The sequence below is a fragment of the Neobacillus pocheonensis genome, from assembly GCF_050477905.1.
GTDB lineage: Bacteria > Bacillota > Bacilli > Bacillales > Cytobacillaceae > Neobacillus > Neobacillus pocheonensis_A.
The window spans coordinates 231,413-257,970 of the sequence record NZ_JBCNAD010000020.1; the positions used below are offsets into that span (position 1 = coordinate 231,413).

A 26,558-nucleotide genomic window follows, 5' to 3' on the forward strand; every position below is an offset into this window, starting at 1 on the left:
GATGATTTCAATTAAAGGTTTATATAAGCAATTCGGTCAATTAGAAGTGTTAAAGGGAATTGACCTTGAGGTTGCAAAAGGAAAGGTAGTTGTAGTCATTGGGCCGTCCGGCTCAGGAAAGACAACGATGCTCCGCTGTTTAAATGTGCTTGAAAACCCAACCAAGGGTGCTATATCCATTGAAGGTCAGCAGCTTGATTTTTCAAAAACCGTTTCGAAAAAAAATATTGCTTCTTTCCGCCGCTTAACAGGAATGGTTTTTCAAAACTATAATCTGTTCCCTCATAAAACTGCCCTTGAGAACGTAATGGAGGGGCCGATTATTGTAAAGGGGGAAAACAAAGATTCTGCTCGAAAAAAAGCACAAGCTTTACTTGAAAAAGTTGGTCTAGGTGATAAAATCGACTACTATCCAGCACAGCTTTCAGGCGGCCAGCAGCAGCGTGTCGGCATTGCCCGTGCGCTAGCGATGGAACCTAAGGTTATGCTATTTGATGAGCCGACGTCCGCACTCGATCCAGAGCTTGTCGGTGAAGTTTTAAAGGTAATGAAGGATCTCGCTAGTGAAGGTATGACGATGATTGTTGTAACTCATGAAATGCGTTTTGCCCGTGAAGCGGCTGATGAAGTCATTTTCATGGACGGCGGCGTGATTGTTGAACGGAATAAACCAGAAGAGATTTTCACAAATCCAAAAGAAGAACGAACCAGGAAGTTCTTGAATATGATTCAATAAGGTGTTGTGGCGTGGGTGCCATGGCACTTTTTTATTTTCTAAAGTAATAATTTTCCAAAAAATGTTTAAATGTTCAAAACGGGTTAAAAAATGTCCAAAGCCTAAATCTTAGACAATTTGTTCAAAGAATCTACTCAATATTCGTGCAGGAAATTGCAAATCTGTAGAGAACTAGATTAGAAAAAGGTGATTTTTGTATGAAATGTGAAACCTTTCCATAAATCAACCGTAATAAAGGTATATACATAAGAAGGGATTGATGCCAAATGGATGAGGAGTGGTTGATAGCGGGAAAAAGGATACAGTTTAGTGAATTTAACGAAAAGGATTGATGCACTTGGAACCTTTCAGCATACCTTTGGAAACCATTTATTTATACGGGCTAATTATTTCAGGTGTTTTGACGGTTTTGTATGTTTTATTTGCAGATGTGTTTCATTTTCATGGGGCTGGGGATGGTGGTCTTCACTTTCTAAACCCAGTGCTGATTTTTGCCTTTATTACCATTCTTTCCGCAAGCGGTTACTTATTTGAAAGGCTATCATCACTACATTATTTAATTTCACTAGGGATCTCGGCTATTGCCGCTTTTATTGTAGTTACCTTATTAAATGTGTTCGTTCTCATTCCGCTGTCGAGCGCGGAGGAATCCTTAGTATACAAAGAATCAGACTTGCAGGGCAGAATCGGGACCGTGATCACTACCATTCCTGCTGATGGATTTGGTGAAGTGATGATTGACAGTACAAGCGGCAGAATTGCAAAACCAGCATCAAGTTTTGATGGTGACACAATTCCAAGTGGTACTAGCGTACTTGTCGTCCAGGTAAAAAACGGCGTAATGGAAGTAACGGTTCATCATCAATTAGAAAGCTTCATTTAGAGAGGGGCATAAACTATGGAATTTGGATTTGTTTGGATAATCGTAGGAATAGTTGTACTTATTTTATTGGCGCTAATCGGTGTCTTTATTACAAAGTACCGAACAGCAGGACCAGATGAGGCATTGATCGTCACAGGAAGCTTTTTAGGTAATCGAAACGTTCATGTGGATGAAGCGGGGAATAAAATAAAGATTATTCGCGGAGGGGGAAGTTTTATTTTACCCGTATTTCAACAGGCAAAGCCACTAAGCTTATTATCTAGTAAACTAGAAGTTACGACTCCTGAGGTTTACACTGAGCAGGGTGTACCAGTCATGGCCGATGGTGTGGCGATTATTAAAATTGGAAGTTCAATTAGTGAAATCGCAACAGCAGCAGAACAGTTTCTAGGGAAGCCAAAGGAAGGCCGAGAAGGTGAAGCAAGGGAAGTTTTAGAGGGTCACCTGAGGTCCATTCTCGGCTCCATGACCGTGGAAGAAATTTATAAAAACAGAGACAAATTTTCGCAAGAGGTTCAAAGGGTTGCGTCACAAGACCTTGCAAAAATGGGCTTAGTAATCGTTTCGTTTACAATCAAAGACGTTCGCGATAAAAATGGCTACTTGGAATCACTGGGTAAACCACGAATCGCACAAGTGAAACGGGATGCTGATATTGCTACAGCTGAGGCGGAAAAAGAAACCCGCATCAAAAAAGCGGAAGCGTCAAAGGAAGCCAAGCGTAGTGAATTAGAGCGGGCAACCGAAATTGCTGAAGCAGAGAAAATCAATTTGATGAAAATTGCGGAATTCCGTCGTGAGCAGGATATTGCTAAAGCCCGCGCTGACCAAGCCTATGACCTTGAAAGTGCAAGAGCAAAGCAGGAAGTTACTGAGCAGGAAATGCAAATCAAGATAATCGAGAGACAAAAGCAAATTGAATTAGAAGAGAAAGAAATTTTGCGCCGAGAGCGCCAATATGATTCCGAAGTAAAAAAGAAAGCAGATGCAGACCGCTACTCTGTTGAACAGTCCGCTGCTGCAAATAAGGCGAGAGAGATTGCAGAGGCAGAAGCAAATAAATACCGTATCGAAGCGATGGCAAAAGCGGAAGCCGAGCGGATTCGCCTTGATGGTCTAGCCAAAGCCGAAGCGCAAAAAGCACAAGGTTCCTCAGAAGCAGAAATTATCCGCTTGAAAGGTTTGGCTGAAGCGGAAGCGAAGGAAAAAATCGCCGAAGCGTTTGAGCAATTTGGTCAAGCGGCAATTCTAGATATGGTCATCAAAATGCTTCCTGAATATGCGAAGCAAGTGGCAAGCCCATTATCCAATATTGATAAAATCACCGTTGTGGATACAGGCGGCGGTTCGGGTGCTGATGGCGGTGCTAATAAAATCACCAGTTATGCCACGAACCTAATGGCAAGCTTGCAAGAATCATTAAAGGCCTCCAGTGGAATTGACGTGAAAGAACTGATCGAAAACTACTCTGGTAAAGGTAATGTCCGGAAAAGTATCGACGAATTGACGGACGAGGTCAAAAAGAAAGCTGAATAAGCATGAAAAAATCCTTATCAATAGAAGATAAGGATTTTTTTGCGTTATAGGATAATGTTAAAAGTTGTTCCCACATCAACACTGCTAAACACCTCAATCGTCCCCCCGTGCGCTTCCACCAGTTGTTTCACAATCGAAAGCCCGAGACCTGATCCGCCGAGCGCCCGTGTCCGGGATTTATCAACCCGATAGAATCTTTCGAAAATACGCGGCAAATCTTCAGGCGGGATCCCTTTTCCTTCATCCTGGACCGTTATATGAAGCTTAGCATCCACAAGCCTTACCTCAACAACAATTTTCGTATTTGGTTCCGAATATTTCCGGGCATTGTCCAAGAGATTGAGGATAACCTGTTCAAAACGAATAGGATCTATTTCCTCATAGTGCTCAGAAGGGCATGCAAGGATAAGTTCCATATGATTCTCTTTAAGAGCAGGTGAAACCTTCTCAATGATACTCTGAAAGAAGCTTAGCAAATGCACCTTTTCTTTTTCAATCGAAAAAGTATTTTCATCCATTTTTGCTAGATTGAATAACTCTTTCACGAGCTGCGAAAGCTTAACGGCTTCCTCAAAAATAATCCCTAAATATTTGTCTCGATCTCCAGCGGTTGTTTCCCCGCGGCGGGCAATTTCCGCATAGCCCTTAATATAAGTCAATGGGGTTCTAAGTTCATGCGAGATGCTCGCCAAAAACTCATTCCGTTCATTTTTTAATATTTCTAAATCGCTTGCCAGCACTTTTATCGACTCGCCGAGTTCACCGATTTCGTCCTTACCTAGCTTTGGCAGAGAAACGGAAAAGTCTCCATTACTAATCCGCTTAGTCGTTTCGCTCATCTGAATAAGCGGATGCGTTACCACCCTTGTCAAAAATACAATGATGATCATCATGAATAAAAGGGAAAGCAGCCCAGCGAGCAGGAAATGTCTGTTTAACCCAGAAATTAAATCCTTAATTTTTTGTGTACTCTGAAACATATAAACATAACCATTAATCTTATGATCGATAACTATAGGACTAACGGAGGCAATATATGTTGCTTTCTTCCAGTCGTCTTCTAGAATTAATCCATCGTGTGGAACATTCTTTGGTGTTGTTTTTATGATTGTTTTCATTTCATCTGTTACCTTATTGGATGACATATAAATGCCGTCGGCTGGTGTTGTTAAGATGACCTGGGTATCTGTCCGCGCTTCCATCATGGCAATATGCCTGATTGTCTCATCGTGATAAGAAGCCTCAAGAATTTCGCGATGATTATTTCCTCTCGTTTGAAGTGCCGACAACTCATCATGGACCCGGGAATGAATGATATTATCATGTAAAAAAAACATCGAAATACTTTCTAATAGAAAAATAGCCAAAAAGAAAAGCAAGCCTATTTTAAAAGAGATTTTATTCATCGTTTATCAACCACCTCACAAACTAAGAATACTACATGTTAGGTCATGAGAAAGACACTATTTGTAGCCATTTTCTTAAAAAAAAAATGGGGCCCCGTACGTCGGGACACCCTGGTATATAAAAGGAGAGGTTAAATTTGGGATGAGTAAGAGGTTTTTGAACCTTGTTACTGCATCAAAGAGGTGATTATGAAAAACTGGGGGTCCTTCAATTAATCTCCTCTTCTTAACTACAATCACATTTTAGCGGGAAATATTGAAGATGTTATGAAGAACTTGTGGTGAATTTGTGAAGTTAGAAAAATCACAGACCTAAGATGCTATAGTTAAGATATGGGGAGTGATAATAATGAAAATATTATTAGTGGACGATGAACGTAGAATAATAGAAGTTCTCGAAGCTTACCTTGAAAGAGAAGGCTATGAAATACATAGCGCCGATAATGGAATTGATGCCTTAAAAAAAGTCAAAACCATCAGCCCTGATCTTATCATACTAGATTTAATGCTTCCAGACATTTCGGGGGAAGAGGTTTGCCGGCTCGTCAGAAAAGAATCGGAAGTACCGATTCTCATGTTGACTGCGAAATCAGCAGAGGATGACCGCATTAATGGAATCGTGATGGGGGCAGACGATTATTTAACAAAACCCTTCAGCCCTCGGGAAGTCGTTGTTCGGGTCCAAGCCATTTTAAGACGTGTCAAAAAGACGGAAAAAGTGGAACGGCTCGAATTTAACGGGAAAAAGCTGGCAATAGATTTAGATAAAAAAGAAGTTACAGTAAACGGACAATATGTGACCCTGACTCCACTTGAGTATAAACTTTTAACCAATATGGCGACGAACCCTGGACGAGTATACAGCCGCATGGACCTCTTAGAAAAAATTCAAGATGAAGGGATGTACTATGAAGGCTATGAGCGCAGTGTCGATACACATATCAAGAACCTGCGTAAAAAAATCGAGCTTGATTCAAGGCAGCCGAATTTCATTGTAACGGTATTTGGCATGGGTTATAAATTTGGAGGGGTGCTGGATGCTGCAAACGCTACGGTCTAAGATCCTCTTTTACTTAGTACTGATCTCCATGATCGGGATATTAATCGTCAGTTTTTTTATCCAATATGGTTTTGAAGAAAGCTTTCATAGCTATTTAGACCGAAACCGGGAGAAAAAAATCGATAGAATTATTACCGAAATTGAGAAGGATTATAAAAAAAATGGCCACTTCACGAGTGACCCAGTGTTTGGATTGCTGCACGAGCATGCGATGACCGATCAGCTTTATTTTCAAATGTACGATCGCTTTGGGCAGATGCAGATGGATTCTTCGAACATTCGAGGTATGTTGAACAGCTTAGGTTTAACAGAACCGACGCCAGATGGGGAGGAATGGCATTCTAAAACGTATACCTTAAAAGTTGATGATGCAATGATCGGAAAGTTAGTTGCCATCTACCCAGAAGGCTTAATTGACGATGAATATACCTTCATACAAACCATTCAATTATACATTTTAGCGGCCGTATGTTTAACAATCGTCTTAGCCATTGTCTTTAGCATGCTTTTTTCAAAAAAATTAACGTCAGGCTTAAAGAAGCTATCGTTTGCGGCAGTTGAACTGCAGCAGCACAATCTTAACATTCGAGTCCCTTTATCTGGATTACCGACAGAGGTAAAGCAAATTGCTATTTCCTTCAATAATCTCGCCGAGTCATTGTCAAAGGAAGAAATGCTCCGTAAGCAGTTTACGGGCGACCTTGCTCATGAACTGCGGACGCCGCTTGCTACTTTGAGAAGTCAAATTGAGGCCTTTCAGGACGGCATTTGGGAGCCGACCTCGCAGCGCCTACAGGCCAGTCATGAAGAACTTATGCGCTTAGTTAGGCTAGTTAATGAGTTAGAAAAATTGCTTGCAGCTGAGAATCCGCAAATTAGACTTGAAAAAATAGAATTAGATGCAGGCAGTGTTCTCGCGGCACTATGGGAAATGTTTATGCCCTTGTTTAAAGAAAAGGGTGTTAACCTCCACATTGAAGAACCAGAACAAGTGGAATTATTTGAAGCGGATAAGGACCGCTTGATGCAAATCCTATCCAACATCCTCAATAATGCCCTGAAATATACACCGGAAGGAAAAAATGTCACCATCTCCGTTGAAACGGATAAGGTAGGCTATGTCGGCTTTAAGATTCAAGATGAAGGCTCTGGTATGGCTGAAGATGATATTCCGCATATTTTTGAGCGCTTTTATCGCGGCGATAAATCACGTGACCGGAAAACGGGCGGAGTTGGGATCGGACTGTCCATTGTCAAAGCGTTGATGGATGCCCATAAAGGAGTTATTAAAGTAAAAAGCAAACTAAATAAAGGAACAAGCATTACATTATGGTTTCCAAATGAAGACTAAGAGTTAAGGCCTCTGCAAATATGCAGGGTCTTTTTTTGCTAATAAGAAAATAAAAAAACAGCCCCAAACGGAGCTGCGATTAACGTGCTTGGGGATAAAATTTTTTCCACTCGTTCAGGAAGGGGATGGTGGATAAATTGGGATGTTCTAGGACCTGAAGGGTCGGTCCAGTTTGTTTCATTTCACCATTTACAATAATGGCAAGCCGATTTGTTAAGTAATTGATTTCCATGAGGTCATGGCTTACCAACACTGCCGTTGTTTTTGTTTCACCGATAATTTTCTTGAAATCTTCCATTAACTTAATCTTAGTAGGAAAGTCTAGGGCTGAAAAAGGCTCATCTAAAAAAAGGATTTCCGGCTCGACAATCATCGCCCGCGCTAAATTAACGCGCTGCGCCTCACCACCGGATAAATAATGGGTGTTTTTCTTCGCCAAATGGCTGATTCCAAACAGCTCTAGCCAATGAGCTACTTTTTCTTTTATTTCTCTCTTTGGTACTTTTCGTAAGGTTAAGCCAATCGCAATATTGTGATAAACAGTCCCATCTAACAGCAAAGACTGCTGAAGAGCAATCGAGAACTTCCTCCGTAATTCAAGGGGGGCGCTGCCCTTAGGAATGACCTGGCCACGATAAAGGATTTCGCCGCTGCTGCATTGTTCAAGAAAGGACAGCAATTTCAACAGGGTACTTTTGCCCGCGCCGTTCGGACCCATAATGCCGAGAAATTCGCCTGCCTGAATCTGAAAATGAGGGATTTCCAGAATCTTTTTCTGATGGGCATTTAAGGTGATATTTTTCAGCTCTATAATCGGGCTCAAGATAATCCCTTCCTTTGCTGTAATAAGGTTAACGCTGCCGTTATCAAAAGGGCAACTGATAAGAGAATAAACGAAAGGGCTAAGGCGATATCAAAGTTACCTTTTGAAACCTCCATCACAATCGATGTGGTTAGAATCCGAGTGTCACCTTGAATATTTCCGCCTACCATCATCGCGGCGCCCACTTCGGCAATCACTCGGCCAAAGCCTGCCATAATCGCAGCCATAATCGCAATTTTCGATTGCTTGACAAGTATCATCAAGGTCTGGAGCTTTGTGGCTCCGAGGGCTTTAATTTGCAAGAGCATTTTGTCATCGATTTGCTGAAAGGCAGTGCAAGTCAGACTTGTGACAATGGGCAATGAAACTAGTATTTGTGCCATGACGATCGCTGTTGGCGTATAGAGCAAAGAGAAATTGCCAAGCGGGCCGGAGCGCCACAAAAACATCGTAATCCATAGACCGGCAACGACAGGAGGCAAGCCCATACCAATATTAATAAATAATAATAGTAGTTTTCGACCTTTGAATCTAGCTAGCCCGAGAAAAATACCAAGAGGCAATCCGATGAAAGTGCTAATCATTATCGAATAAAGACAAACTCTTAGCGTAAGCCAGGTAATCGCAAACACTTCCTGATCACCGGAAAAAATCATCTCTATCGCTTTCTTAAGTCCATCGATTAGCAGTTCCATGGGTGCCTCCATCAATACTAATTCTATTCGGTATATTTAATAAATAACGATTGGCCGTATTCCTTCTTGCCAAAGTTTTCAATGACATCCTGTGTTTTTGGAGCTACCATAAATTCAACAAATTTTTTGGCGTCTTTGCTATTAATTTTTTCATGTTTATCAGGGTTTACCTGCATAACGTGGTAAATATTCATTAAATCTTTACCGCCCTCAACGACAATTTGCATGTCAGCCAAATTTTTAGATTGAGCTAACCATGTCGCACGGTCAGTTAATACGTAGCCTTTTTTCTCAGCTGCTACCTGTAACGTTTGCCCCATACCTTGACCAGTTGAAACATACCATTCGCCAGCAGGCTTAATGTTATCCATAGTCCAAATAGAGAGTTCTTTTTTATGTGTTCCAGAATCATCGCCACGTGAAACGAAGGTTGCTTTAGCATCGGCTAATTTTTTAAAGGCTGCCATAATATCATCACCGGTAACACCGGCAGGATTATCCTTAGGTCCTACTAAAACAAAATCATTGTACATTACGCGTTTGTAGTTAATGGCATCACCAGCATCGACAACTGCTTTTTCAGCTGCTGGAGCATGAACGAGAAGGACATCTGCCTCTCCTTTTGTTCCCATTTCAAGTGCTTGACCAGTACCGACAGCAATCGTTTTTACTTTTACATTGTTTTGTTTTTCAAACATTGGAATGATAACGTCAAGTAAGCCGCTGTCCTGTGTACTTGTAGTGGTTGCCAAAATCATTTCAGTTGGTGCTGCTTTAGGCTCAGCTTTTTTCGTTTTTGCCTCAGCTGTTTTCGTTTCTGAATGTCCGCACGCTGATAAAACCAAAAGTAGCAAAGCAAATAGGGCTGCGAAATAGCGTTTTTTTAACATGTTTGTTCCTCCGTTTGATAGATAATTTTTCCTAAATCTTGAGTTGAATAGCCCTCTAAATCTGTCAGGCTATTTTGAAAGTCAAATGATTGCAGGTAATGAATTAAATCGGTCAGGCATTGTTTATTACCTTCTGTAAAGCGAAAGACAAGATCAAAATTTTCTTTAGCAACTGAAATGAAATCAAGTCCCAGGTGACTGGCAGCGGATTGAATACCAAAGGTAACATCTGCCGTTCCTCTGCTGATATAGGAAGCCGCAGACAGATGATTCCATTCTTCCGTGTTATAGCCTTTAATATTTGTTGGATGTATGCCATAGCTAGAAAGTTTTGAGTCTAGTAAGAAGCGAGTACCCGAGCCTTTTTGTCGATTGATAAATTGAACGTTTTTTCTAGTGAGGTCGGGAAAATCATCAATCTTTTTCGGATTACCCTTGGCGACGATGAACCCTTGTTCTCTAGCGGCTAATCTTATAACCATAATAGATTCATAGACAAAAAGCTGGCGGATAAATGGAAGATTATATTCTTGTGATGCAGGGTCTAATAAATGTATAGCCGCCATATCACATTGTCCCCGATACAGCATCATTAACCCTTCTAAGCTGCCTATGAATGAAGGCTGGATTTGCAGGTTGCAAGCAATTGTCGCTTGTTTGGAAAAATGCTCAACCAGAAAATCGTGGCTCCCAGATAGCCGGATTAAGCTAGCTTGATTGCCTGGATTAGGTGTTTCTTTTTTCGATGGTGCTTTTGTATTTTCCTTGAATCGCTCAATCTCTGCATGTTCGATTCGCATCTTGTTTCCGATTTTAAATGCTTGGAGCTCACCTCTTTTAATTAATTCATAGACGGTATGTTTTGAGATTTGAAAAATTTGTGCTACCTCATCGGGGGTATAAGCCTTTTCTTCCATTTTTCACCCTCCTTTTGTCATTATTTTAAAAAATGCCTAGTAATGTGCATGTGACTTTTGTTAAGTGTTATTTAGTTTTGTTAAGTTTCGTTAAGAATTGTCGTGATTTGTTCAAAATATAGGCATGTGTTTCATATAATTTTCACAAACTTCACTTATTGTTCATTTGTGAGCAATCCCTTATGTAGTAGTATAGTAATAGAAGAAGAAATTGTAGATAAAGGAAGGGATCGATATGGCCAAGTTATTATATATTACCGCCAATCCGAAAAACGATATAAAACTTTCCAAAGGGATGCAAATTGGGGAAGTGTTTTTAGAAGAGTTTAAACAAGCACAGCCTGATGTTGAAATTGAGCGCTGGCACTTATATGATATGGAAATCCCTGTTATCGATATGGATTTATTATATGCGCGGGCGAAACTCTCCTTTATGGGCTACACAAAAGAACAGCTAAAAGAAGAGGAACTGACGAAAATTGAAAAAATGCACGCCCTGGCCGACCGCTTTATTGATGCAGAGTATTATGTGTTTGTGACACCAATCTGGAACTTCGGTGCACCGGCAATCGTCAAAGCCTTCATGGATTGTTTATTTATTGCCGGAAAAACCTTTACATATACTGAACACGGTGCGAAGGGACTGCTTACCGGCAGAAAAGCCATCCATATTCAAACCCGCGGCGGCATTTACTCAAGCGGTCCAATGGTCGAATTTGAAATGGGCGATCGCTATTTAAGGAAGGTATTTGAATTCCTAGGGTTTGAGAGCCTGGAAACCGTGTTTGCAGAGGGAATGGACCATTTTCCGAAAAAAGTACCTGAAATTATGGCCAAAGCAAAAGAACAAGCAGCAGAAGCAGCAAGAGAAATGGCGAAACAGCCTGTTAATCAATAAAAAAATGCGACCCTCGAGTCGCATTTTTTACTGTCTAGCTTAAGCGCCAAGGAAAAAATGAACTACTTTTTTCCTAGGACAAGGGGCTTGCGCTTTTCTATTTAGAATCTACCTGTAAACTGGAAAAATAGTACGATGATTCCCAGAGCCCAAACATAAATCGCAAACGGTTTTAAGGAATGCTTTTTCAAATAGCCAATCATCCATCTTACGGCAACATAGCCAAATAGGGCAGAAGAGACAATTCCGACGAGCAGGGCAGATAAAGAAATTTCTTCTCCGGCACCACCGAGTAAATCCTTCGTTTGCAAAACGATTGCTCCGGCAATGGCTGGTGTTGACAATAGGAAGGAGAAATATGCAGCCGTTTCACGGTCCAATTTTCGCCACAAGGCTGCCACAATCGTCATCCCTGAACGGGAAATGGCTGGCATGATGGCAACCGCCTGAAACGTTCCAATGATCAACGCATCCTTATAACTGATGTCGTCCATTTTTTTATGGCCATTTTTCGCTGAATCAGCGAGCCACAGAAAGATCCCCGTAATTAAAAACTCCCAGCCAATCGTCACGCCAGTTTTCGAAATTTCATCAATAAAATCCTTAAAAGCAAGTCCAAAGATAACAGCAGGAATCGTTCCGACAATGAGCAAAATCGTTAATTTACTAAACGGATTTTTAATAATTTTAATAAATTCATCCTTATAAAAAACAAAGACAGCAAGCAATGTACCGACATGGAGCATCGTATCGAGCAGGAGTCCTGCTTCCTGTAAGCCAAATAAATTTCTTCCTAAATAGAGATGTCCTGTACTACTGATGGGCAAAAACTCTGTTAAACCCTGGATAATCCCAAGTATCAGCGCTTCTAATTTTGTTAACATACATTCCCTCACATTCTAAAAAAAATAACTTGTACAATTAAAGATATGTCAAACTAGATATTGAAATTCTCTTCTATTGGATTTAATTGCCAAAACCGTCAAATAAAATCTGAAACAAAATATGTGCAATTTGTTAGTCCACTCCCATAAAATAGGATTAAAGCCCTTCCGAGAGGAGATACACGTTTGGAAAATAAACATTTGCACTTTAATACTTCAATCGGTGTCAAAAAGCCTGAGAATATCCGCAATAAAGCCCAGGCATGCCCTTTTTGTGAAAGGGACCAGCTTACCGACCTCATAGCAACGGACGGTCCGATTATTCTATTAAAAAATAAATATCCCGTTTTGGAAAATGCCTATCAAACAGTGTTAATTGAGACGGACGATTGTCATGCTGAGCTATCAACCTATTCGAAAGAGCATTTACATAGATTGATTAGGTTCGGCATCAAGCATTGGTTAGAAATGGAGAAAACCGGCAGGTACCGATCTGTTATTTTTTTCAAAAATCACGGACCATTATCTGGCGGCACACTTGCCCACCCGCATATGCAAATCATCGGACTTCATGACCTTGACTATAAAGAAAAAGCAGATTATGAAATGTTTCAAGGGATTGTGATGGACGAAGGGGAAGGGGTTCGGATGATTTTATCAACAAAGCCCCGCGTTGGTTTCTATGAATTTAATATAGAAATGTCAGAGTCAATTTATTTGGAAAGGTTTGCGGAATATCTGCAAATTGCAGTCCACTATATTCTTAATCATTTTCCCTTTAAGGCAAATAGTTATAACGTGTTTTTTCATCATCTTGATCGAAAAATTTATGCAAAGGTGGTGCCGCGTTTTGTGACGACCCCGTTATATATCGGCTATGGTCTTCCGCAGGTGCCCAATAATCTGGAGTGGATGGCTGAGGAGTTAAAGCGGATTTATTTTTGTAAATAAATCCAGTCAATGGTTAGAAGTTGTGATTTAGGCGTTAAAAAAATATAATGGAGTAATGTAAAAGTTTTATTAAGGTGGAGACTTACGCATGACTTCCAATAAAAACACAACTTCCAAACTTGATTACAATCTTGTTTTTATTTTATTATTATTGTTTTTGGCGAGCTGTATTTCTATTTATAGCGCCCAGGCGAGCGGGCAATATAAGGAGAATTTCGTCGTTAAGCAAATCTTTTGGTACGCCGTGGGCGGCGGTATCATCACCGCGGTGATGACCCTGGACTCCGACCAATTGAAGAAGCTGACATGGTATGCCTACGGGTTCGGGCTTTTTCTGCTGGGCTTTTTAATTGTTGCGCCAGCGAGCATTGCTCCTGTGATTAATGGAGCGAAGAGCTGGTTCATCGTTCCGGCAATTGGTTCACTTCAGCCATCAGAGTTTGTTAAAATATTCATCATCTTAACCATTTCACGAGTGATTGATGATCATCATCTAAAAAATCAGGGAAACAAGACGATACAGTCTGATTTTTGGTTATTAATAAAGATTGGCATTGTGACGATGGTGCCATTGATGCTGGTCATGCAGCAGCCTGACTTAGGTACGTCGCTTGTGTTCCTTGCGATCATGATAGGTATGATTTTTATTTCCGGTATTACCTGGAAGCTGCTTGTACCGATTTTCTCATTTGGAACGGTGCTAGCTTCAACGATTTTATATTTTGTTGTCTGGAAACCGGATATTCTGGAAAAATATCTTGGTGTAAAACAGTATCAATTTGGCCGAATATACTCCTGGCTCGATCCATACAATTTTCAAAGCTCGGCCGGTTACCAGCTAACGAAATCCTTGCTTGCGATTGGCTCAGGTCAAACAGGTGGAAAAGGTTACGGAAATCGGGAAGTTTACTTGCCAGAAAGCCATACTGACTTTATCTTCAGTGTAGTTGGCGAGGAATTTGGATTTATTGGCGCGAGTGTGTTAATCAGTTTGTTTTTCCTTTTGATATACCATATCACGAAGGTAGGCATGGAAACGAAGAATAATTTTTATACGTATATTTGTGTCGGCGTCATCAGCATGATTACCTTTCACGTTTTCCAAAATATTGGCATGACGATTGGCGTTCTGCCAATCACCGGTATTCCGCTTCCGTTCATCAGTTACGGGGGTAGTGCATTAATGGGGAATATGCTCGGACTCGGCTTAATCTTTTCGATTCGTTACCATTATAAAAAGTATATGTTTTCGACAACGGCATAATCTTGTTTTGAAAAGGGCGACTTGGATCGCTCTTTTTTTTGCTGAAAAATTGGTTTCGCGGAATAAATCCCAAAATCGGCGAAATAAATTAGAAAACGCGCGAAATAAATTCAAAAGTTCGCGAAATAAATTCAAAAGTTCGCGAAATAAAACTCAAAACTAGCGAACATCAAAAGTGCGCGAATTTCCTCCAAAACAAACTAAAAAAGAGCGAGGCCATGGCAAGCCTCGCTCTTTTCATATATATAGAATGGAAGGTTTTTTACAAAAATTATTTCTTTAATAAGATTTTCTCAAGATCATCCAGCATTAGGTTTGCTGCTAAAACACCGCCGGCTGTGTTCCAAATTGCGTCACTTACTTCGTGCACATTTCCGCTCTTCACCGCATTTAAATTTTTCCAAAGTGGGTCATTTGTCCACTCTGTTGCTGTATCCAACGCTGCTTTATCACCGTTTGGCGCATAGGTGAAATAGAAAAGTTGGTCAGCATCCATTTTAGGAATCACTTCTTTGCCTACCTCAACCGCAAGTTTACCGAGCTTATTTTCTGGTGTGAACAGCGCTTCCTGTTGGGCTGCTCGTTTAAATCCTAATTTATCGAAAATTACGCCGGAGAATGAATCCGTGTAGTATATACGGGATTTTCCAGCCATAAAACGCACGATGGAGATCTGTTGATTTACTTGATCGCCTAGCTTTCCTTTAACATCTGCAACGTGTTTATCAAAATCACTTAAGACTTGGGTGCCTTTTTCTTCAAGGTTTAAAGCTTTTGCATATAATTTAAAGTTCTCTTGCCAATCTCCTCTAAGTGTTTCGGAAAATACAGTTGGTGCAATCGCACTTAGCTGAGGGTAAATCTTTTCTTGTCGAAGCTTGTTGCCAATGATTAAATCAGGCTTTAGGGTGGCAATCTTCTCAACATTTACTTCACTTTCCACGCCAACAACCTCTACGCCGTCCATATCCTTTTTAATATGGTCGTACCATGGATTTCCAAGATAAGATTGAACAGCCCCAACAGGTTTTACACCTAATGCGAGCAACGCTTCTGTTCCCTCGTTTGTTAAAATAACGACTCTTTTTGGAGTCCCTTTAATAGTGGTAGAGCCCATGGCATGTTCAACCGTATAGGATTTTTCTTCTGCTTGTTTCGGTTCTGCCTTCGTACCGGCCGTTTTTTCAGTCGAACTGCCGCAAGCAGCTAATAAGAAAATAGCTAAAACAGATAAAAGCGTAAGTATCGTTCTTTTCATCTTACTATGTAGCCTCCTTGTTTAAATGTGAATGATAATCATTTTCATCTACACGCTTATCATAAAATGGGAACTAGCCAACTGTCAACAATTTTATTGAAAATGATTCTCATTTCAATTGACAATCATTATCAATTGAGGCTAAACTTAAATTAATAACCTAATAGAAAGGTTTAACTCGAAATGTTTTTAAAAAGTACTTTTACAAAATGGATTGGTTTAATCACGGCAATCCTGTTTATGCTTGGTTTTATCTGTGCCAGCATTGTTTTTGGCTATACGGAAACAAGTTGGCAAACAGCGATCGATGCCTTTACAAATAACAATGGATCCAATGAACATATTATTATTCAAACGGTTAGATTGCCGAGGGCGTTGATTGCTTCTGCTGTTGGGGCCAGCTTGGCCATTGCCGGGGTTCTCATGCAAACATTAACGAAAAACCCATTGGCTTCGCCTGGAATTTTTGGGATTAATGCTGGTGCAGGATTTGCTGTTGTCGTCGCCATGAGCTTGTTTTCGGTTAACAGCCTGCAGGCATTCAGCGGTCTCGCTTTCCTAGGAGCAGCTGTCGCCGCCATCAGTGTTTACGCTATCGGTTCATTCGGCCGTGAAGGGTTGACACCAATGAAGCTGACACTAGCGGGTGCTGCGATGTCAGCGATGTTTTCCTCATTTACACAAGGTTTGCTTGTATTGGATGATGCCATGCTTGATCAAGTATTGTTTTGGCTGGCAGGTTCAGTTTCAGGCCGGAAATTGGAAACGCTGATTTCAGTCCTGCCATACATAGGGATAGGCTGGCTTGGTTCTTTCATCATTGCAGGAAAAATGAATATCCTCGCTATGGGGGAAGACGTAGCAAAGGGCCTTGGGTTAAATACCGGCTTTGTAAAAATTACAATTGGAGTTTTGGTCATTTTATTGGCTGGCGGCTCCGTTGCTGTGGCTGGTCCGATTGGCTTTGTTGGAATTGTGGTCCCGCACATTACTAGATCGATTATCGGAATCGACCATCGGTGGGTGATACCATTGGCCGGAATCCTAGGGGCGATTCTATTATTAGCCGCAGATATTGCTGCGCGCTATATTTTAATGCCGTCCGAAGTTCCTGTCGGGGTTATGACGGCCATCATTGGAACTCCATTCTTCATTTACATTGCAAGAAGGGGGTTCAATGCTAGATGAGTAAATATAAAAATTTCCGTGTATTTAATGGTCGAATGTCATTTTTACTCGATCGTAAAGCAGTCATTATTTTTATGATTCTTTTTTTGATAACTTTTGCAGTCTTTATCATAAGCACGGGCGCTGGTGAAATGAAAATTAGCCCGCTTACCGTGGTTAAGGTTTTATTTGGTACAGGACCTGAAATGGAAACGCTGGTTATCGAATCCTTTCGGCTGCCAAGAATCATTATCGCTTTAATGGTTGGGATTTCTTTAGCCGTTGCAGGAGGCATTTTACAAGGAATGATCCGCAATCCGCTGGCTTCCCCAGATGTCCTTGGGATTACTGGCGGAGCGGCCTTTGCCGTTGTTAGTTTTTTAGCGTTATTTAGTGATAAAAACCATTCCTTAACCGTCAGCATTGCCTGGCTGCCATTAGCTGCTTTTATCGGTGCTGGAGTTGTTGCTTTTTTAGTCTATTTCCTTGCATGGAAAAATGGCGTTTCACCAATCAGGCTGGTTTTGATAGGAATAGGAATATCAACATTAATGCAAGCATTAACAACTTTAACCATGGTAATGGGTCCGATTTATCAGGCAAGTCAGGCAAACATTTGGATTACTGGTACTGTTTACGGCTCCAATTGGAAAAATGTTGCCACTCTGGTCCCATGGTCAGTCATATTTCTCATTATTGCTTTTGCAGTTTCAAGAACCATCAATATCCAAGAGCTTGGTGATGAAGTTGCTACCGGATTGGGTGGTAAGGTTCAAAAGCAGCGGTTTATGCTGCTCATGATTAGTACCGCATTAATCGGAAGTTCGGTAGCCTTTGCCGGCGGAATTGGCTTTGTTGGCCTTATGGCTCCGCATATGGCACGGAGGTTAGTAGGTTCCTCATTTGGCGCACTGCTTCCAACCTCTGCGCTCTTAGGCGGAATTTTAGTCATGGTCGCAGATTTAATCGGGCGAACAATGTTTTCGCCATTAGAGGTTCCGGCAGGTGTATTCACAGCTGGAATTGGTGCACCTTATTTTATCTATCTGCTTTTTAAAACAAGAAATGCTTAGAAAAGGAGCTGGCATGATGAAGAATGCGATTGAAACGAAAGAATTATCACTTTCATATGGGGAAACGCTCATTATTAATGAGTTGAATTTGCAAATTCCAAAGGGTGAAATAACCGTTTTTATTGGAGCAAATGGCTGTGGAAAGTCAACTCTGCTTCGTTCAATCGCCCGTCTGCTCAAGCCAAAATCCGGTTCGGTTATCCTTGAAGGAAAGGCAATTGCCACGCTTTCTACCAAAGAAATTGCAAGAAAAATGGCGATTTTGCCGCAGTCGCCAACCGCGCCTGAGGGCTTAACCGTTTTGCAGCTTGTCAAACAGGGACGTTATCCGCATCAATCCTGGTTAAAGCAATGGTCGGAAGAGGACGAGAAAAAGGTTAATGATGCCCTAAAAGCGACACGCTTAGAGCACTTGAAAGAAAGGCCAGTTGACTCTCTTTCCGGAGGACAAAGACAGCGCGCTTGGATTGCGATGACTTTGGCCCAGGACACCGAGATTATTTTACTAGATGAACCAACCACCTATTTAGATATGACCCATCAAATCGAAATTCTCGATTTGTTGTTTGAACTAAATGAATTGAAGAATCGAACCGTCGTTATGGTCTTGCACGACCTTAACCTCGCCTGCCGCTATGCTCATAACGTTGTAGCGATTAAAGATCAAAAGGTTTACGCTCAGGGAAAACCCGAGTATGTCATCAATGGCAGTCTTGTAAAAAATGTTTTTGATATGGACTGTGAAGTTATGAAGGACCCTTTATTCGGTACACCCCTTTGCATTCCTTATGGGAAGGGAAGATGTATCATCGAGAAGGCGGTAGCAGCCAATGGGTAACATGCTGGCAGAAACTAATCTGCAAAAATATAGGTTAGCATCAGAATTGAAAAATTCATTTTGCGTCGGCGATTTACTTGATGAAAAATTTCTAAAGGTATTCATTGATAATCTCAGTGAATCAATTGGTGCTCCGTCGGAAAAAGTGTCTGCTTCGATTTTTATGAAAAGGTATGCATTCATTACGGTCTTGTCACTTTACGTCATGACTGTTTGGAATAAAAAGCTGAATGTGACTTTAAGCAATATTGAAATGGAGTCTCCCGAGCAAGGGAAGGAGTGGCTCCCTTCCCTATCATTAAAGGATGCAAACGGAATTGCATGGGATGGGAAGAACCGTGCTGAGTGGAGAAGAGGAGTATTAAAAGACCTTTTTGCAAAAAATATATTCCCTATCATCGAAAAATTAGAAAAAATGTTCAGAATTTCGAGGTTAATTTTGTGGGAAAATATTGCTGTGTACATATTCTGGCTGTATGAAACCGAATTAAAGGATTTAAATAATGGAAACGTATTAAATGATTTTCGTTTTTTGATGGTCGAAGCAGAAGGAGCGATGTTTGGACGATATAAAGGAAATCCTCTGCAAAAATACTATACCGAAAAGGTCGAAGAAGTTAGAATGAGGAATACATGTTGTTTTTCTTATCAATTACCGGCTGGTAAGCGTTGCAAAACCTGTCCGTGTACGCAAATCACCAAAGATAGAAGGTGTCATGATGGAGAAAGTATTTGCTCAGCAGTTCGAAGCTTTGCTTGAAAAATACAGTGAGTTATTAGTTGGGGAATCCTCTGAGGTTACGAAAGAAAAAGTGAAATCCTGGGCTCTCTACACCCACATCGCTAAATCCATGCCCGCTCTCGCCAAGCACTGGAATGAACTATACCCAGAAGCAAAGGAAGAAATGAAGCAAATCATTAACGAAATCAAACAACTAAATGAACAGCATCGAAACTCTGCAAAAAAGTGAAAAACAGGCTGAATGGTTCAGCCTGTTTTTCTATTTTTTAAACTGACTATTTTGGCTGTTTGTTTTGTTGAATCCTGGATCCTCGCGGCCAGGGCCAGCATTGCCCTGCGCACTAGCAGCACTTACGCTTGCCTTGGAAGGATTTTTTTTCATTTTACCCATTGATATCACCTCTAAAAATAGATTTCCCACATCACCTAAAATTATCAAAAGTCAAGATAAAAGTAATTTTTCAAAAAAAATTCAATTTTCCGCGTTTATTGATTGCACAAATTTTCGAAATATTTTATATTAATTAATAACAGGACTCATTCAAATGTGAAATTTTTTTAATAAAAAAATGAATGAGTATTCATTCAAAGCGATGAAGGGGGAGACAATGTTGAACCAACTTATTAAAAAAGCAGCCGTCCTAGGATCTGGAGTAATGGGGTCAGGAATTGCGGCGCATCTCGCAAACATTGGAATACCAACACTATTATTGGATATTGTGCCACGTGAATTAACCAAGGAAGAAGAAGCAAAAGGACTCTCTTTATCTGACAAACAGGTACGCAATCGTATCAGTGTAGCGAACATTCAAAAATTATTAAAGCAAAAGCCAGCACCATTAACCGTGAAAAAAAATCTTGCCCTAATTGAAGCAGGAAACCTCGAAGACGATTTAGTCAAATTGAAAGATGTTGACTGGGTTATCGAAGTAGTTGTTGAAAATCTGAATGTAAAGAAACAGGTTTTTGAAAAGGTTGATCAATACCGCAAGCCCGGCAGTATCGTCAGTTCCAATACTTCTGGAATCTCAGTGGAAGCGATGGTGGAAGGACGTTCCGATGATTTTAAAAAGCACTTCCTTGGAACACATTTCTTTAACCCGCCGCGTTATTTAAAATTGCTTGAGATTATCCCAACGCAATATACAGATCCAGAAGTTCTCTCATTCATGAAAACGTTTGGTGAGGATGTTTTAGGTAAAGGTGTGGTTGTCGCAAAGGATACACCGAACTTTATTGGTAACCGCATAGGTACTTATGGGCTCCTTGTAACTGTTCGTGAAATGCTAAAAGGCGGCTACAGCGTCGGTGAAATTGATTCAATCACTGGACCTTTAATCGGCCGTGCGAAAAGTGCGACATTCCGTACACTTGATGTAGTAGGATTAGATACTTTCTATCATGTAGCAAACAATGTATATGAAAATGTCGCTGGAGAAGAAAAAGAAGTATTCGAAGTCCCTTCATTTATGAAGACAATGGTGGAAAAAGGATGGCTTGGCAGTAAATCCGGGCAAGGGTTCTTTTTGAAAAAAGGCAAAGAAATTCTTGAATTGGATCCAAACACACTTGAGTATGGTCCACGCAAAAAGCTTTCCACTCCTTCAGTAGAGCTCTCTAAGCAGGAAAAAGGAACAGGGAACAAATTGAAAGCGCTTGTATACGCAAATGATCGTGCCGGACAATTTTTATGGAATACAACGAAACATTCTTTAATATACTCTGCACAGTTATTAGGAGAAATTGCTGAAACAATCGTTTCAATCGATAGAGCGATGAAATGGGGCTTCGGCTGGGAAAAAGGTCCCTTTGAAAATTGGGATGCCATTGGTGTCGAACAATCAGTTCAGAAAATGAAAGAAGAGGGCTTGGAAGTGCCAGCTTGGGTGACAGAAATGCTCGAGAAAGGAAACACCACGTTCTATAAGGAAGAAAACGGTGATCTCTATTTTTATCACAAAGGCGAATACCAACTTGTGGAGATCAATCCAAAAGTGATTGACCTTAAGAAAATTAAAAATCAAAAAGGTGTTATTAAAAAGAATGGTGGCGCAAGCCTGATTGATATTGGTGACGGGGTAGCCCTGCTAGAATTCCACTCACCAAATAACGCCATCGGACTAGATATCGTGCAAATGATTAACTTCGCTGTCGATGAAGTCGAGAAAAATTATAAGGGACTAGTGATCGGAAACCAAGGAAAGAACTTCTGCGTTGGTGCAAACCTGGCGATGATGCTAATGGAAGCCCAGGATGATAATATACCTGAGCTAGATATGGTGGTTCGTCATCTTCACAATGCACTTTTAAAAGTAAAATACAGCTCTAAGCCAGTTGTGGCAGCCCCATTTGGAATGACACTTGGTGGCGGAGCAGAGGTATGCTTACCTGCAGCACACATTCAAGCCTCGTCAGAAACATATATGGGTCTTGTTGAAGTAGGTGTAGGCTTGCTTCCAGGTGGAGGCGGAAACAAGGAGCTTTACATTAAGCATTTAGAAAGCTTGCCAAATGGTGTCCAATTCGACTTGCAGAATATAGCGAATAAGGTATTTGAATCCATCGCCACCGCGAAGGTATCTACATCAGGTGATGAAGCTCGTGAAAATAATTTCTTAAACTTTGCTGATGGAATCAGTTTCAATGGCGACCATCTGCTCTATGATGCCAAACAAGCAGTGCTAGCTTTACATGAAAAAGGCTATAAGCCTAAAGTGCGCCGCAAGGTTCCAGTCGTAGGTGAAACAGGTTATGCGACACTTCTGCTTGGTGCAGAAGCGATGCGTTTATCCGGCTTCATTTCTGAACACGATCTAAAAATTGCCAAGAAGATTGCCTATGTCATTGCCGGCGGGAAAGTGCCATTTGGTACGGAAGTCGATGAGCAATATCTATTGGATTTAGAGAGAGAAGCATTCTTAAGCCTAATTAGAGAGCCAAAAACACAACAGCGCATGCAGCACATGCTTGTAAAGGGTAAACCATTACGTAACTAAACTAATAGATTAAGAGAAAGTGAGGGAACTTCATGAGAGAAGCGGTAATTGTGGCCGGAGCGCGGACCCCGGTTGGCAAAGCAAAGAAAGGAACGCTTGCCCAGGTTCGTCCAGATGATTTGGGAGCATTGGTCGTAAAAGAAACATTAAAGCGGGCCGGTAATTATGAAGGAAATATTGATGATTTAATCATTGGCTGTGCTATGCCTGAAGCGGAACAAGGAAATAACATGGCCCGTAATATCGGGGCATTAGCAGGACTTCCTTACACGGTCCCCGCCATCACTATCAATCGTTTCTGCTCATCGGGCTTGCAGGCGATTGCTTATGCAGCCCAAGGAATTATGCTTGGCCACACCGATACAGCCATCGCAGGCGGAGCAGAATCGATGAGTTTAATTCCGATGATGGGGCATGTCGTTCGTCCAAACGTTAAATTGGCGGAAACTGCTCCTCAGTATTACATGGGAATGGGGCATACCGCTGAGCAAGTAGCGCAAAAGTATGGCATTTCCCGCGAAGATCAAGACGCCTTTGCGGTAAGAAGTCATCAGCGTGCGGCTAAAGCGTTAGTCGAAGGAAAATTCGTTGATGAAATCGTACCCGTCGATGTCACCATTCGTACAGTTGGTAAAGACAATAAACTAGTTGAAAAAACGATTCAATTTTCACAAGACGAAGGTGTTCGTCCAGATACAAACTTAGAAACATTAGCGAAGCTCCGCCCGGCCTTCTCTGTTACAGGTTCGGTAACGGCTGGTAATGCCTCACAAACTAGTGATGGAGCAGCGGCCCTCATGTTGATGGACCGTGAAAAGGCAGAGTCGCTTGGACTTAAGCCATTAGCGAAATTTAGATCATTCGCAGTCGGAGGAGTTCCTCCTGAAATAATGGGTGTCGGCCCGGTTGTGGCGATTCCAAAAGCGTTGAAGTTAGCTGGTTTAGAGGTATCTGATATTAATCTATTTGAATTAAACGAAGCCTTTGCCTCACAATCTCTTCAGGTTATTCGTGAGTTGGGACTTAATGAAGAGAAAGTAAACGTAAACGGCGGAGCCATTGCTCTTGGCCACCCACTAGGCTGCACAGGAGCAAAGCTTACATTAAGTCTTATCCATGAATTGAAGCGCCGAAACGAACAATTTGGTGTTGTCACCATGTGTATTGGCGGCGGAATGGGTGCAGCAGGAGTATTTGAATTATTGTAAAACCTTAAAAAAAGATTAGGAGGAATTTTCATGACTGAAACTAAAAAAATCGTAAAAGGCGGAAGCTTTTTAGTTGAGGATCTTTCATATGAAGATATTTTTACACCAGAGGATTTTACCGAAGAACACTTAATGATTGCCCAAACAGCAGCAGACTTTGTTGAAAAAGAAGTGGCTCCGGTGCTTGAACACTTAGAAAACCATGAATTTGATCGTACCGTGAAGCTGTTAAAGAAAATGGGTGACCTTGGTTTATTAGCCGTTGACGTCCCTGAAGAGTTTGACGGCTTAGGATTAGATAAAGTCACTTCATCAGTTATTACAGAAAAAATGTCAGGGGCTGGCGGATTTTCCCTTTCTTATGGGGCACACGTTGGAATTGGATCCTTACCAATCGTTTTATTCGGAAACGATGAGCAAAAGAAAAAGTATTTGCCTGCCCTTGCATCAGGTGAAAAAATTGCAGCCTATGCCTTAACAGAGCCAGGCTCAGGCTCAGATGCCCTAGGTGCTAGAACTACTGCAAAACTAAATGCTGCAGGAACTCACTATATCCTAAATGGTGAAAAGCAATGGATCACAAATGCCGGCTTTGCTGACGTATTTGTTGTCTATGCAAAAATCGATGGTGAACACTTCACGGCTTTCATTGTCGAAAAAGACTTCAAAGGCGTTTCTACTGGTGCTGAAGAAAAGAAAATGGGGATCAAAAGCTCATCCACTCGTACACTAATTTTAGAAGATGTAGCAGTCCCTGTTGAAAATTTATTAGGCGAATATGGCAAAGGTCATGTTATCGCGTTTAACATCTTAAACATCGGCCGTTACAAGCTAGCAGTCGGCGGTGTCGGCGGCTCAAAAAAAGCATTTGAAATGACAGTAAAATATGCAAATGGCCGTAAACAATTTAAAACACCAATTGCCCAATTCAATTTGACAAAAGAAAAATTCGGCACAATGGCTTCTAAAATCTATGCCGCTGAAAGCTCTGTTTACCGTACAATTGGTTTGTATGAAAATAACCAGGGACAGCTCTCTACTGAAGAGGCGAAGGACATTAAGAAGGTTGCTGGTTCAATTGCGGAATATGCAATCGAATGCTCCGTAAATAAATTCTTTGCAAGTGAAGTATTGTCGTATGTGGTAGACGAAGGCGTCCAAATTCATGGCGGATACGGCTTCATGCAGGAATATCCAATTGAAAGAGCTTATCGTGATGCCCGGATTAACCGCATTTTTGAAGGAACAAACGAAATCAACCGACTATTGGTGCCAGGCACCTTCTTGAAAAAGGCATTTAAAGGAGAGCTTCCTTTATTCCAAAAAGCAATGGCGCTTCAAGAGGAATTAATGATGTTAATGCCGGAAGAGCCTGGCGATGAGCCGCTTGCGCAAGAAAAATACCTCGTTAGAAATGCAAAAAAGATTGGCTTGCTTGCAGCTGGTTTAGCGGCACAAAAATTTGGCAAAGCGCTTGAAACTGAACAAGAAATCCTCTCTAATATCGCGGATATTACATCTCAAGTTTATGCAATGGAATCAGTTGTTTTACGTACTGAGAAAGCAATTGCTAAGGCCGGCTTAGAGAAGAGCAAGCAAAAGCTTCTTTACACACAAATCTTCTGTCAAGAAGCCTTTAATGAAATCGAAGCGCATGCGAAAGAAACACTAGTGGCGATCGAACAAGGTGACACCCTTCGTATGATGCTTACATCACTTCGCAAGTTCACTCGCCACACACCGATCAACGTGATTGCGAAAAAACGTGAAGCCGCAGATGTAATCATTGAGGCAGAACGCTATTTAGTGTAACGTGCTCCGCTCCCTTCAAGTTTGAGGGGAGCTTTTTATTTTTAAATATTTTTTTTATAAGCAGGAAATTCTACAAAAGGTGTCGAAATTTATCTTTGAATGCCGTCTATTAGGATTTTGAAATGTCATATGATAAAATGCATTTGACTAAAGGGTTTTAGAGGGTGGTGTAACCGTTGGCATTAACTTTTTACTGGTATCCGAAATGTGGAACCTGTCGAAACGCGAAGAAATGGCTGGATGCCAATCATATTTCTTATGAAGAAGTACATATTGTGGAAAATCCTCCGTCACGTGAGCAACTGCAGGGATTTTTCCAAAAAAGCGGCTTGGAATTAAAGAAGTTTTTTAATACAAGCGGTCAGAAATACCGGGAATTAGGGATGAAAGATCGAATGAAGTCGGCAACTGACGATGAACTATTAGATTTATTAGCATCCGACGGCATGTTAATCAAACGTCCTATCTTATCTAACGGTGAGCATGTTACAGTGGGCTTTAAAGATGAAGAGTTTGAAAAAATGTGGCTGAAGTAACGTTGCCATCATGCGAAACTGGTAATCGATTTATTTCGATGATAGATTTAAGAGAAAATTTATTGGAGGGATTTAACTAATGAGTACACCAAAAGAATTACGTTATTCTGAAGAACATGAATGGGTAAAAGTTGAAGGAGAAAAAGTGCGTGTAGGGATCACTGACTTTGCACAACATGAGTTAGGCGATATTGTTTTCGTTGAACTTCCTGAAGTTGGCGATGTAGTAACCGCTGATGAGCCATTCGGCAGCGTTGAATCTGTTAAAACTGTTTCTGAGCTTTATGCTCCTGTTAGTGGTAAGGTCGTTGAAGTGAACGAAGATTTAAGCGACAGCCCTGAGTTTGTTAATGAATCACCATATGAAAAAGCATGGATGATTACAATTGAACTATCCGACAGCAGTGAGTTAGACAAGCTGATGACTGCTGAACAATACGATGAAATGATTAAAGAAGACTAATTTTTTGCAAAAGGCACCTCAATGTGGGTGCTTTTTCTATTGAATAAGTATAAATTTCCACTTTTTCTACTACTAATTTTGGGCAGGCTATAATAAAATGTGAAGACAAGCGAAATACAGACATGAGCTAATTCCTATTTTTAAGATGGCAATAATGATATAGTTGACGTA

At 41.0% G+C, this 26,558-nt stretch carries 26 protein-coding genes; 18 read left to right on the top strand and 8 right to left on the bottom strand.

Annotated elements, in window-relative coordinates:
- Position 1 precedes the first annotated feature (1 nt).
- The 3 genes from ABES02_RS11235 (at position 2) to ABES02_RS11245 (ending at position 3,155) form a co-directional block, all read left to right on the top strand.
- Positions 2-736, top strand: coding sequence for an amino acid ABC transporter ATP-binding protein (locus ABES02_RS11235; protein WP_430134325.1), 735 nt, complete (start codon positions 2-4; stop codon positions 734-736).
- A gap of 331 nt (positions 737-1,067) precedes the next feature.
- On the top strand, positions 1,068-1,619 hold the full coding sequence (locus ABES02_RS11240; RefSeq protein WP_430134328.1) for an NfeD family protein: 552 nt from the start codon (positions 1,068-1,070) through the stop codon (positions 1,617-1,619).
- 15 nt (positions 1,620-1,634) lie between these two features.
- The gene (locus ABES02_RS11245) at positions 1,635-3,155 is read left to right on the top strand and encodes an SPFH domain-containing protein (protein ID WP_430134330.1); all 1,521 of its coding nucleotides are present in this window, start codon (positions 1,635-1,637) and stop codon (positions 3,153-3,155) included.
- Positions 3,156-3,199: 44 nt separating this feature from the next.
- Here the strand turns inward: ABES02_RS11245 and ABES02_RS11250 are convergent, their stop codons facing one another.
- The gene (locus ABES02_RS11250) at positions 3,200-4,561 is read right to left on the bottom strand and encodes a sensor histidine kinase (protein ID WP_430134332.1); all 1,362 of its coding nucleotides are present in this window, start codon (positions 4,559-4,561) and stop codon (positions 3,200-3,202) included.
- A gap of 349 nt (positions 4,562-4,910) precedes the next feature.
- Here ABES02_RS11250 and ABES02_RS11255 point away from each other — a divergent pair, with 349 nt between their 5' ends.
- Complete coding sequence (locus ABES02_RS11255) at positions 4,911-5,621, top strand: response regulator transcription factor (RefSeq protein ID WP_430134334.1); 711 nt, start codon at positions 4,911-4,913, stop codon at positions 5,619-5,621.
- The gene (locus ABES02_RS11260; protein WP_430134335.1) at positions 5,599-6,972 is read left to right on the top strand and encodes a sensor histidine kinase; all 1,374 of its coding nucleotides are present in this window, start codon (positions 5,599-5,601) and stop codon (positions 6,970-6,972) included. The genes ABES02_RS11255 and ABES02_RS11260 overlap by 23 nt, the downstream gene beginning before the upstream one ends.
- Before the next feature lie 79 nt (positions 6,973-7,051).
- Here the strand turns inward: ABES02_RS11260 and ABES02_RS11265 are convergent, their stop codons facing one another.
- From ABES02_RS11265 to ABES02_RS11280, 4 genes are read right to left on the bottom strand one after another with little or no spacing between them, the layout of a single operon-like run.
- Positions 7,052-7,795 (bottom strand): ABC transporter ATP-binding protein, encoded by a 744-nt coding sequence (locus ABES02_RS11265; protein WP_430134338.1) that lies wholly within the window; start codon positions 7,793-7,795, stop codon positions 7,052-7,054.
- On the bottom strand, positions 7,792-8,490 hold the full coding sequence (locus tag ABES02_RS11270) for an ABC transporter permease (RefSeq protein WP_430134341.1): 699 nt from the start codon (positions 8,488-8,490) through the stop codon (positions 7,792-7,794). The genes ABES02_RS11265 and ABES02_RS11270 overlap by 4 nt, the downstream gene beginning before the upstream one ends.
- Before the next feature lie 23 nt (positions 8,491-8,513).
- Complete coding sequence (locus tag ABES02_RS11275; RefSeq protein WP_430134342.1) at positions 8,514-9,380, bottom strand: substrate-binding domain-containing protein; 867 nt, start codon at positions 9,378-9,380, stop codon at positions 8,514-8,516.
- A complete protein-coding gene (locus tag ABES02_RS11280) occupies positions 9,374-10,297 on the bottom strand; it encodes a substrate-binding domain-containing protein (protein ID WP_430134344.1) in 924 nt (307 codons plus the stop codon). The genes ABES02_RS11275 and ABES02_RS11280 overlap by 7 nt, the downstream gene beginning before the upstream one ends.
- A 235-nt stretch (positions 10,298-10,532) precedes the next feature.
- Between ABES02_RS11280 and ABES02_RS11285 the strand changes: the two genes are divergently transcribed.
- Positions 10,533-11,195 carry an FMN-dependent NADH-azoreductase gene (locus tag ABES02_RS11285; RefSeq protein WP_430134346.1) on the top strand — a complete coding sequence of 221 codons (663 nt, stop codon included), beginning with the start codon at positions 10,533-10,535 and terminating at the stop codon, positions 11,193-11,195.
- A gap of 101 nt (positions 11,196-11,296) precedes the next feature.
- Here the strand turns inward: ABES02_RS11285 and ABES02_RS11290 are convergent, their stop codons facing one another.
- On the bottom strand, positions 11,297-12,079 hold the full coding sequence (locus tag ABES02_RS11290; RefSeq protein ID WP_430134348.1) for an undecaprenyl-diphosphate phosphatase: 783 nt from the start codon (positions 12,077-12,079) through the stop codon (positions 11,297-11,299).
- A gap of 186 nt (positions 12,080-12,265) precedes the next feature.
- Here ABES02_RS11290 and ABES02_RS11295 point away from each other — a divergent pair, with 186 nt between their 5' ends.
- Both ABES02_RS11295 and rodA read left to right on the top strand, forming a co-directional pair.
- Entirely contained in the window at positions 12,266-13,030 is a 765-nt protein-coding gene (locus ABES02_RS11295) for a DUF4931 domain-containing protein (protein WP_430134349.1), read from the top strand.
- Between the two features lie 88 nt (positions 13,031-13,118).
- On the top strand, positions 13,119-14,294 hold the full coding sequence (gene rodA / locus ABES02_RS11300; protein ID WP_430134351.1) for a rod shape-determining protein RodA: 1,176 nt from the start codon (positions 13,119-13,121) through the stop codon (positions 14,292-14,294).
- Positions 14,295-14,565: 271 nt separating this feature from the next.
- Here rodA and ABES02_RS11305 read toward each other — a convergent pair whose 3' ends face one another.
- Positions 14,566-15,552, bottom strand: a complete 987-nt coding sequence (locus tag ABES02_RS11305) for an ABC transporter substrate-binding protein (protein ID WP_430134353.1) — start codon at positions 15,550-15,552, stop codon at positions 14,566-14,568.
- 183 nt (positions 15,553-15,735) lie between these two features.
- Between ABES02_RS11305 and ABES02_RS11310 the strand changes: the two genes are divergently transcribed.
- From ABES02_RS11310 to ABES02_RS11330, 5 genes are read left to right on the top strand one after another with little or no spacing between them, the layout of a single operon-like run.
- Positions 15,736-16,740, top strand: coding sequence for a FecCD family ABC transporter permease (locus ABES02_RS11310; protein ID WP_430134354.1), 1,005 nt, complete (start codon positions 15,736-15,738; stop codon positions 16,738-16,740).
- Complete coding sequence (locus ABES02_RS11315) at positions 16,737-17,792, top strand: FecCD family ABC transporter permease (RefSeq protein WP_430134355.1); 1,056 nt, start codon at positions 16,737-16,739, stop codon at positions 17,790-17,792. The genes ABES02_RS11310 and ABES02_RS11315 overlap by 4 nt, the downstream gene beginning before the upstream one ends.
- A 16-nt stretch (positions 17,793-17,808) precedes the next feature.
- A complete protein-coding gene (locus ABES02_RS11320) occupies positions 17,809-18,630 on the top strand; it encodes an ABC transporter ATP-binding protein (RefSeq protein ID WP_430134357.1) in 822 nt (273 codons plus the stop codon).
- Positions 18,623-19,390: an IucA/IucC family C-terminal-domain containing protein gene (locus tag ABES02_RS11325; protein ID WP_430134358.1), complete on the top strand. Its 768-nt coding sequence runs from the start codon at positions 18,623-18,625 to the stop codon at positions 19,388-19,390. Before ABES02_RS11320 ends, ABES02_RS11325 begins: the two co-directional genes overlap by 8 nt.
- Positions 19,350-19,601 (top strand): DUF2573 family protein, encoded by a 252-nt coding sequence (locus ABES02_RS11330; RefSeq protein WP_430134360.1) that lies wholly within the window; start codon positions 19,350-19,352, stop codon positions 19,599-19,601. Before ABES02_RS11325 ends, ABES02_RS11330 begins: the two co-directional genes overlap by 41 nt.
- Positions 19,602-19,631: 30 nt before the next feature.
- Here the strand turns inward: ABES02_RS11330 and ABES02_RS11335 are convergent, their stop codons facing one another.
- On the bottom strand, positions 19,632-19,763 hold the full coding sequence (locus ABES02_RS11335; RefSeq protein ID WP_430134362.1) for a YuzL family protein: 132 nt from the start codon (positions 19,761-19,763) through the stop codon (positions 19,632-19,634).
- 217 nt (positions 19,764-19,980) lie between these two features.
- Between ABES02_RS11335 and ABES02_RS11340 the strand changes: the two genes are divergently transcribed.
- The 5 genes from ABES02_RS11340 (at position 19,981) to gcvH (ending at position 26,387) form a co-directional block, all read left to right on the top strand.
- The gene (locus ABES02_RS11340; protein ID WP_430134364.1) at positions 19,981-22,368 is read left to right on the top strand and encodes a 3-hydroxyacyl-CoA dehydrogenase/enoyl-CoA hydratase family protein; all 2,388 of its coding nucleotides are present in this window, start codon (positions 19,981-19,983) and stop codon (positions 22,366-22,368) included.
- Positions 22,369-22,400: 32 nt separating this feature from the next.
- The gene (locus tag ABES02_RS11345; RefSeq protein WP_430134366.1) at positions 22,401-23,576 is read left to right on the top strand and encodes an acetyl-CoA C-acetyltransferase; all 1,176 of its coding nucleotides are present in this window, start codon (positions 22,401-22,403) and stop codon (positions 23,574-23,576) included.
- Positions 23,577-23,606: 30 nt separating this feature from the next.
- A complete protein-coding gene (locus ABES02_RS11350) occupies positions 23,607-25,388 on the top strand; it encodes an acyl-CoA dehydrogenase family protein (RefSeq protein ID WP_430134368.1) in 1,782 nt (593 codons plus the stop codon).
- 176 nt (positions 25,389-25,564) lie between these two features.
- Complete coding sequence (locus ABES02_RS11355) at positions 25,565-25,924, top strand: arsenate reductase family protein (RefSeq protein WP_430134371.1); 360 nt, start codon at positions 25,565-25,567, stop codon at positions 25,922-25,924.
- A gap of 79 nt (positions 25,925-26,003) precedes the next feature.
- A complete protein-coding gene (gene gcvH, locus ABES02_RS11360) occupies positions 26,004-26,387 on the top strand; it encodes a glycine cleavage system protein GcvH (protein ID WP_430134374.1) in 384 nt (127 codons plus the stop codon).
- Positions 26,388-26,558: the final 171 nt, after the last annotated feature.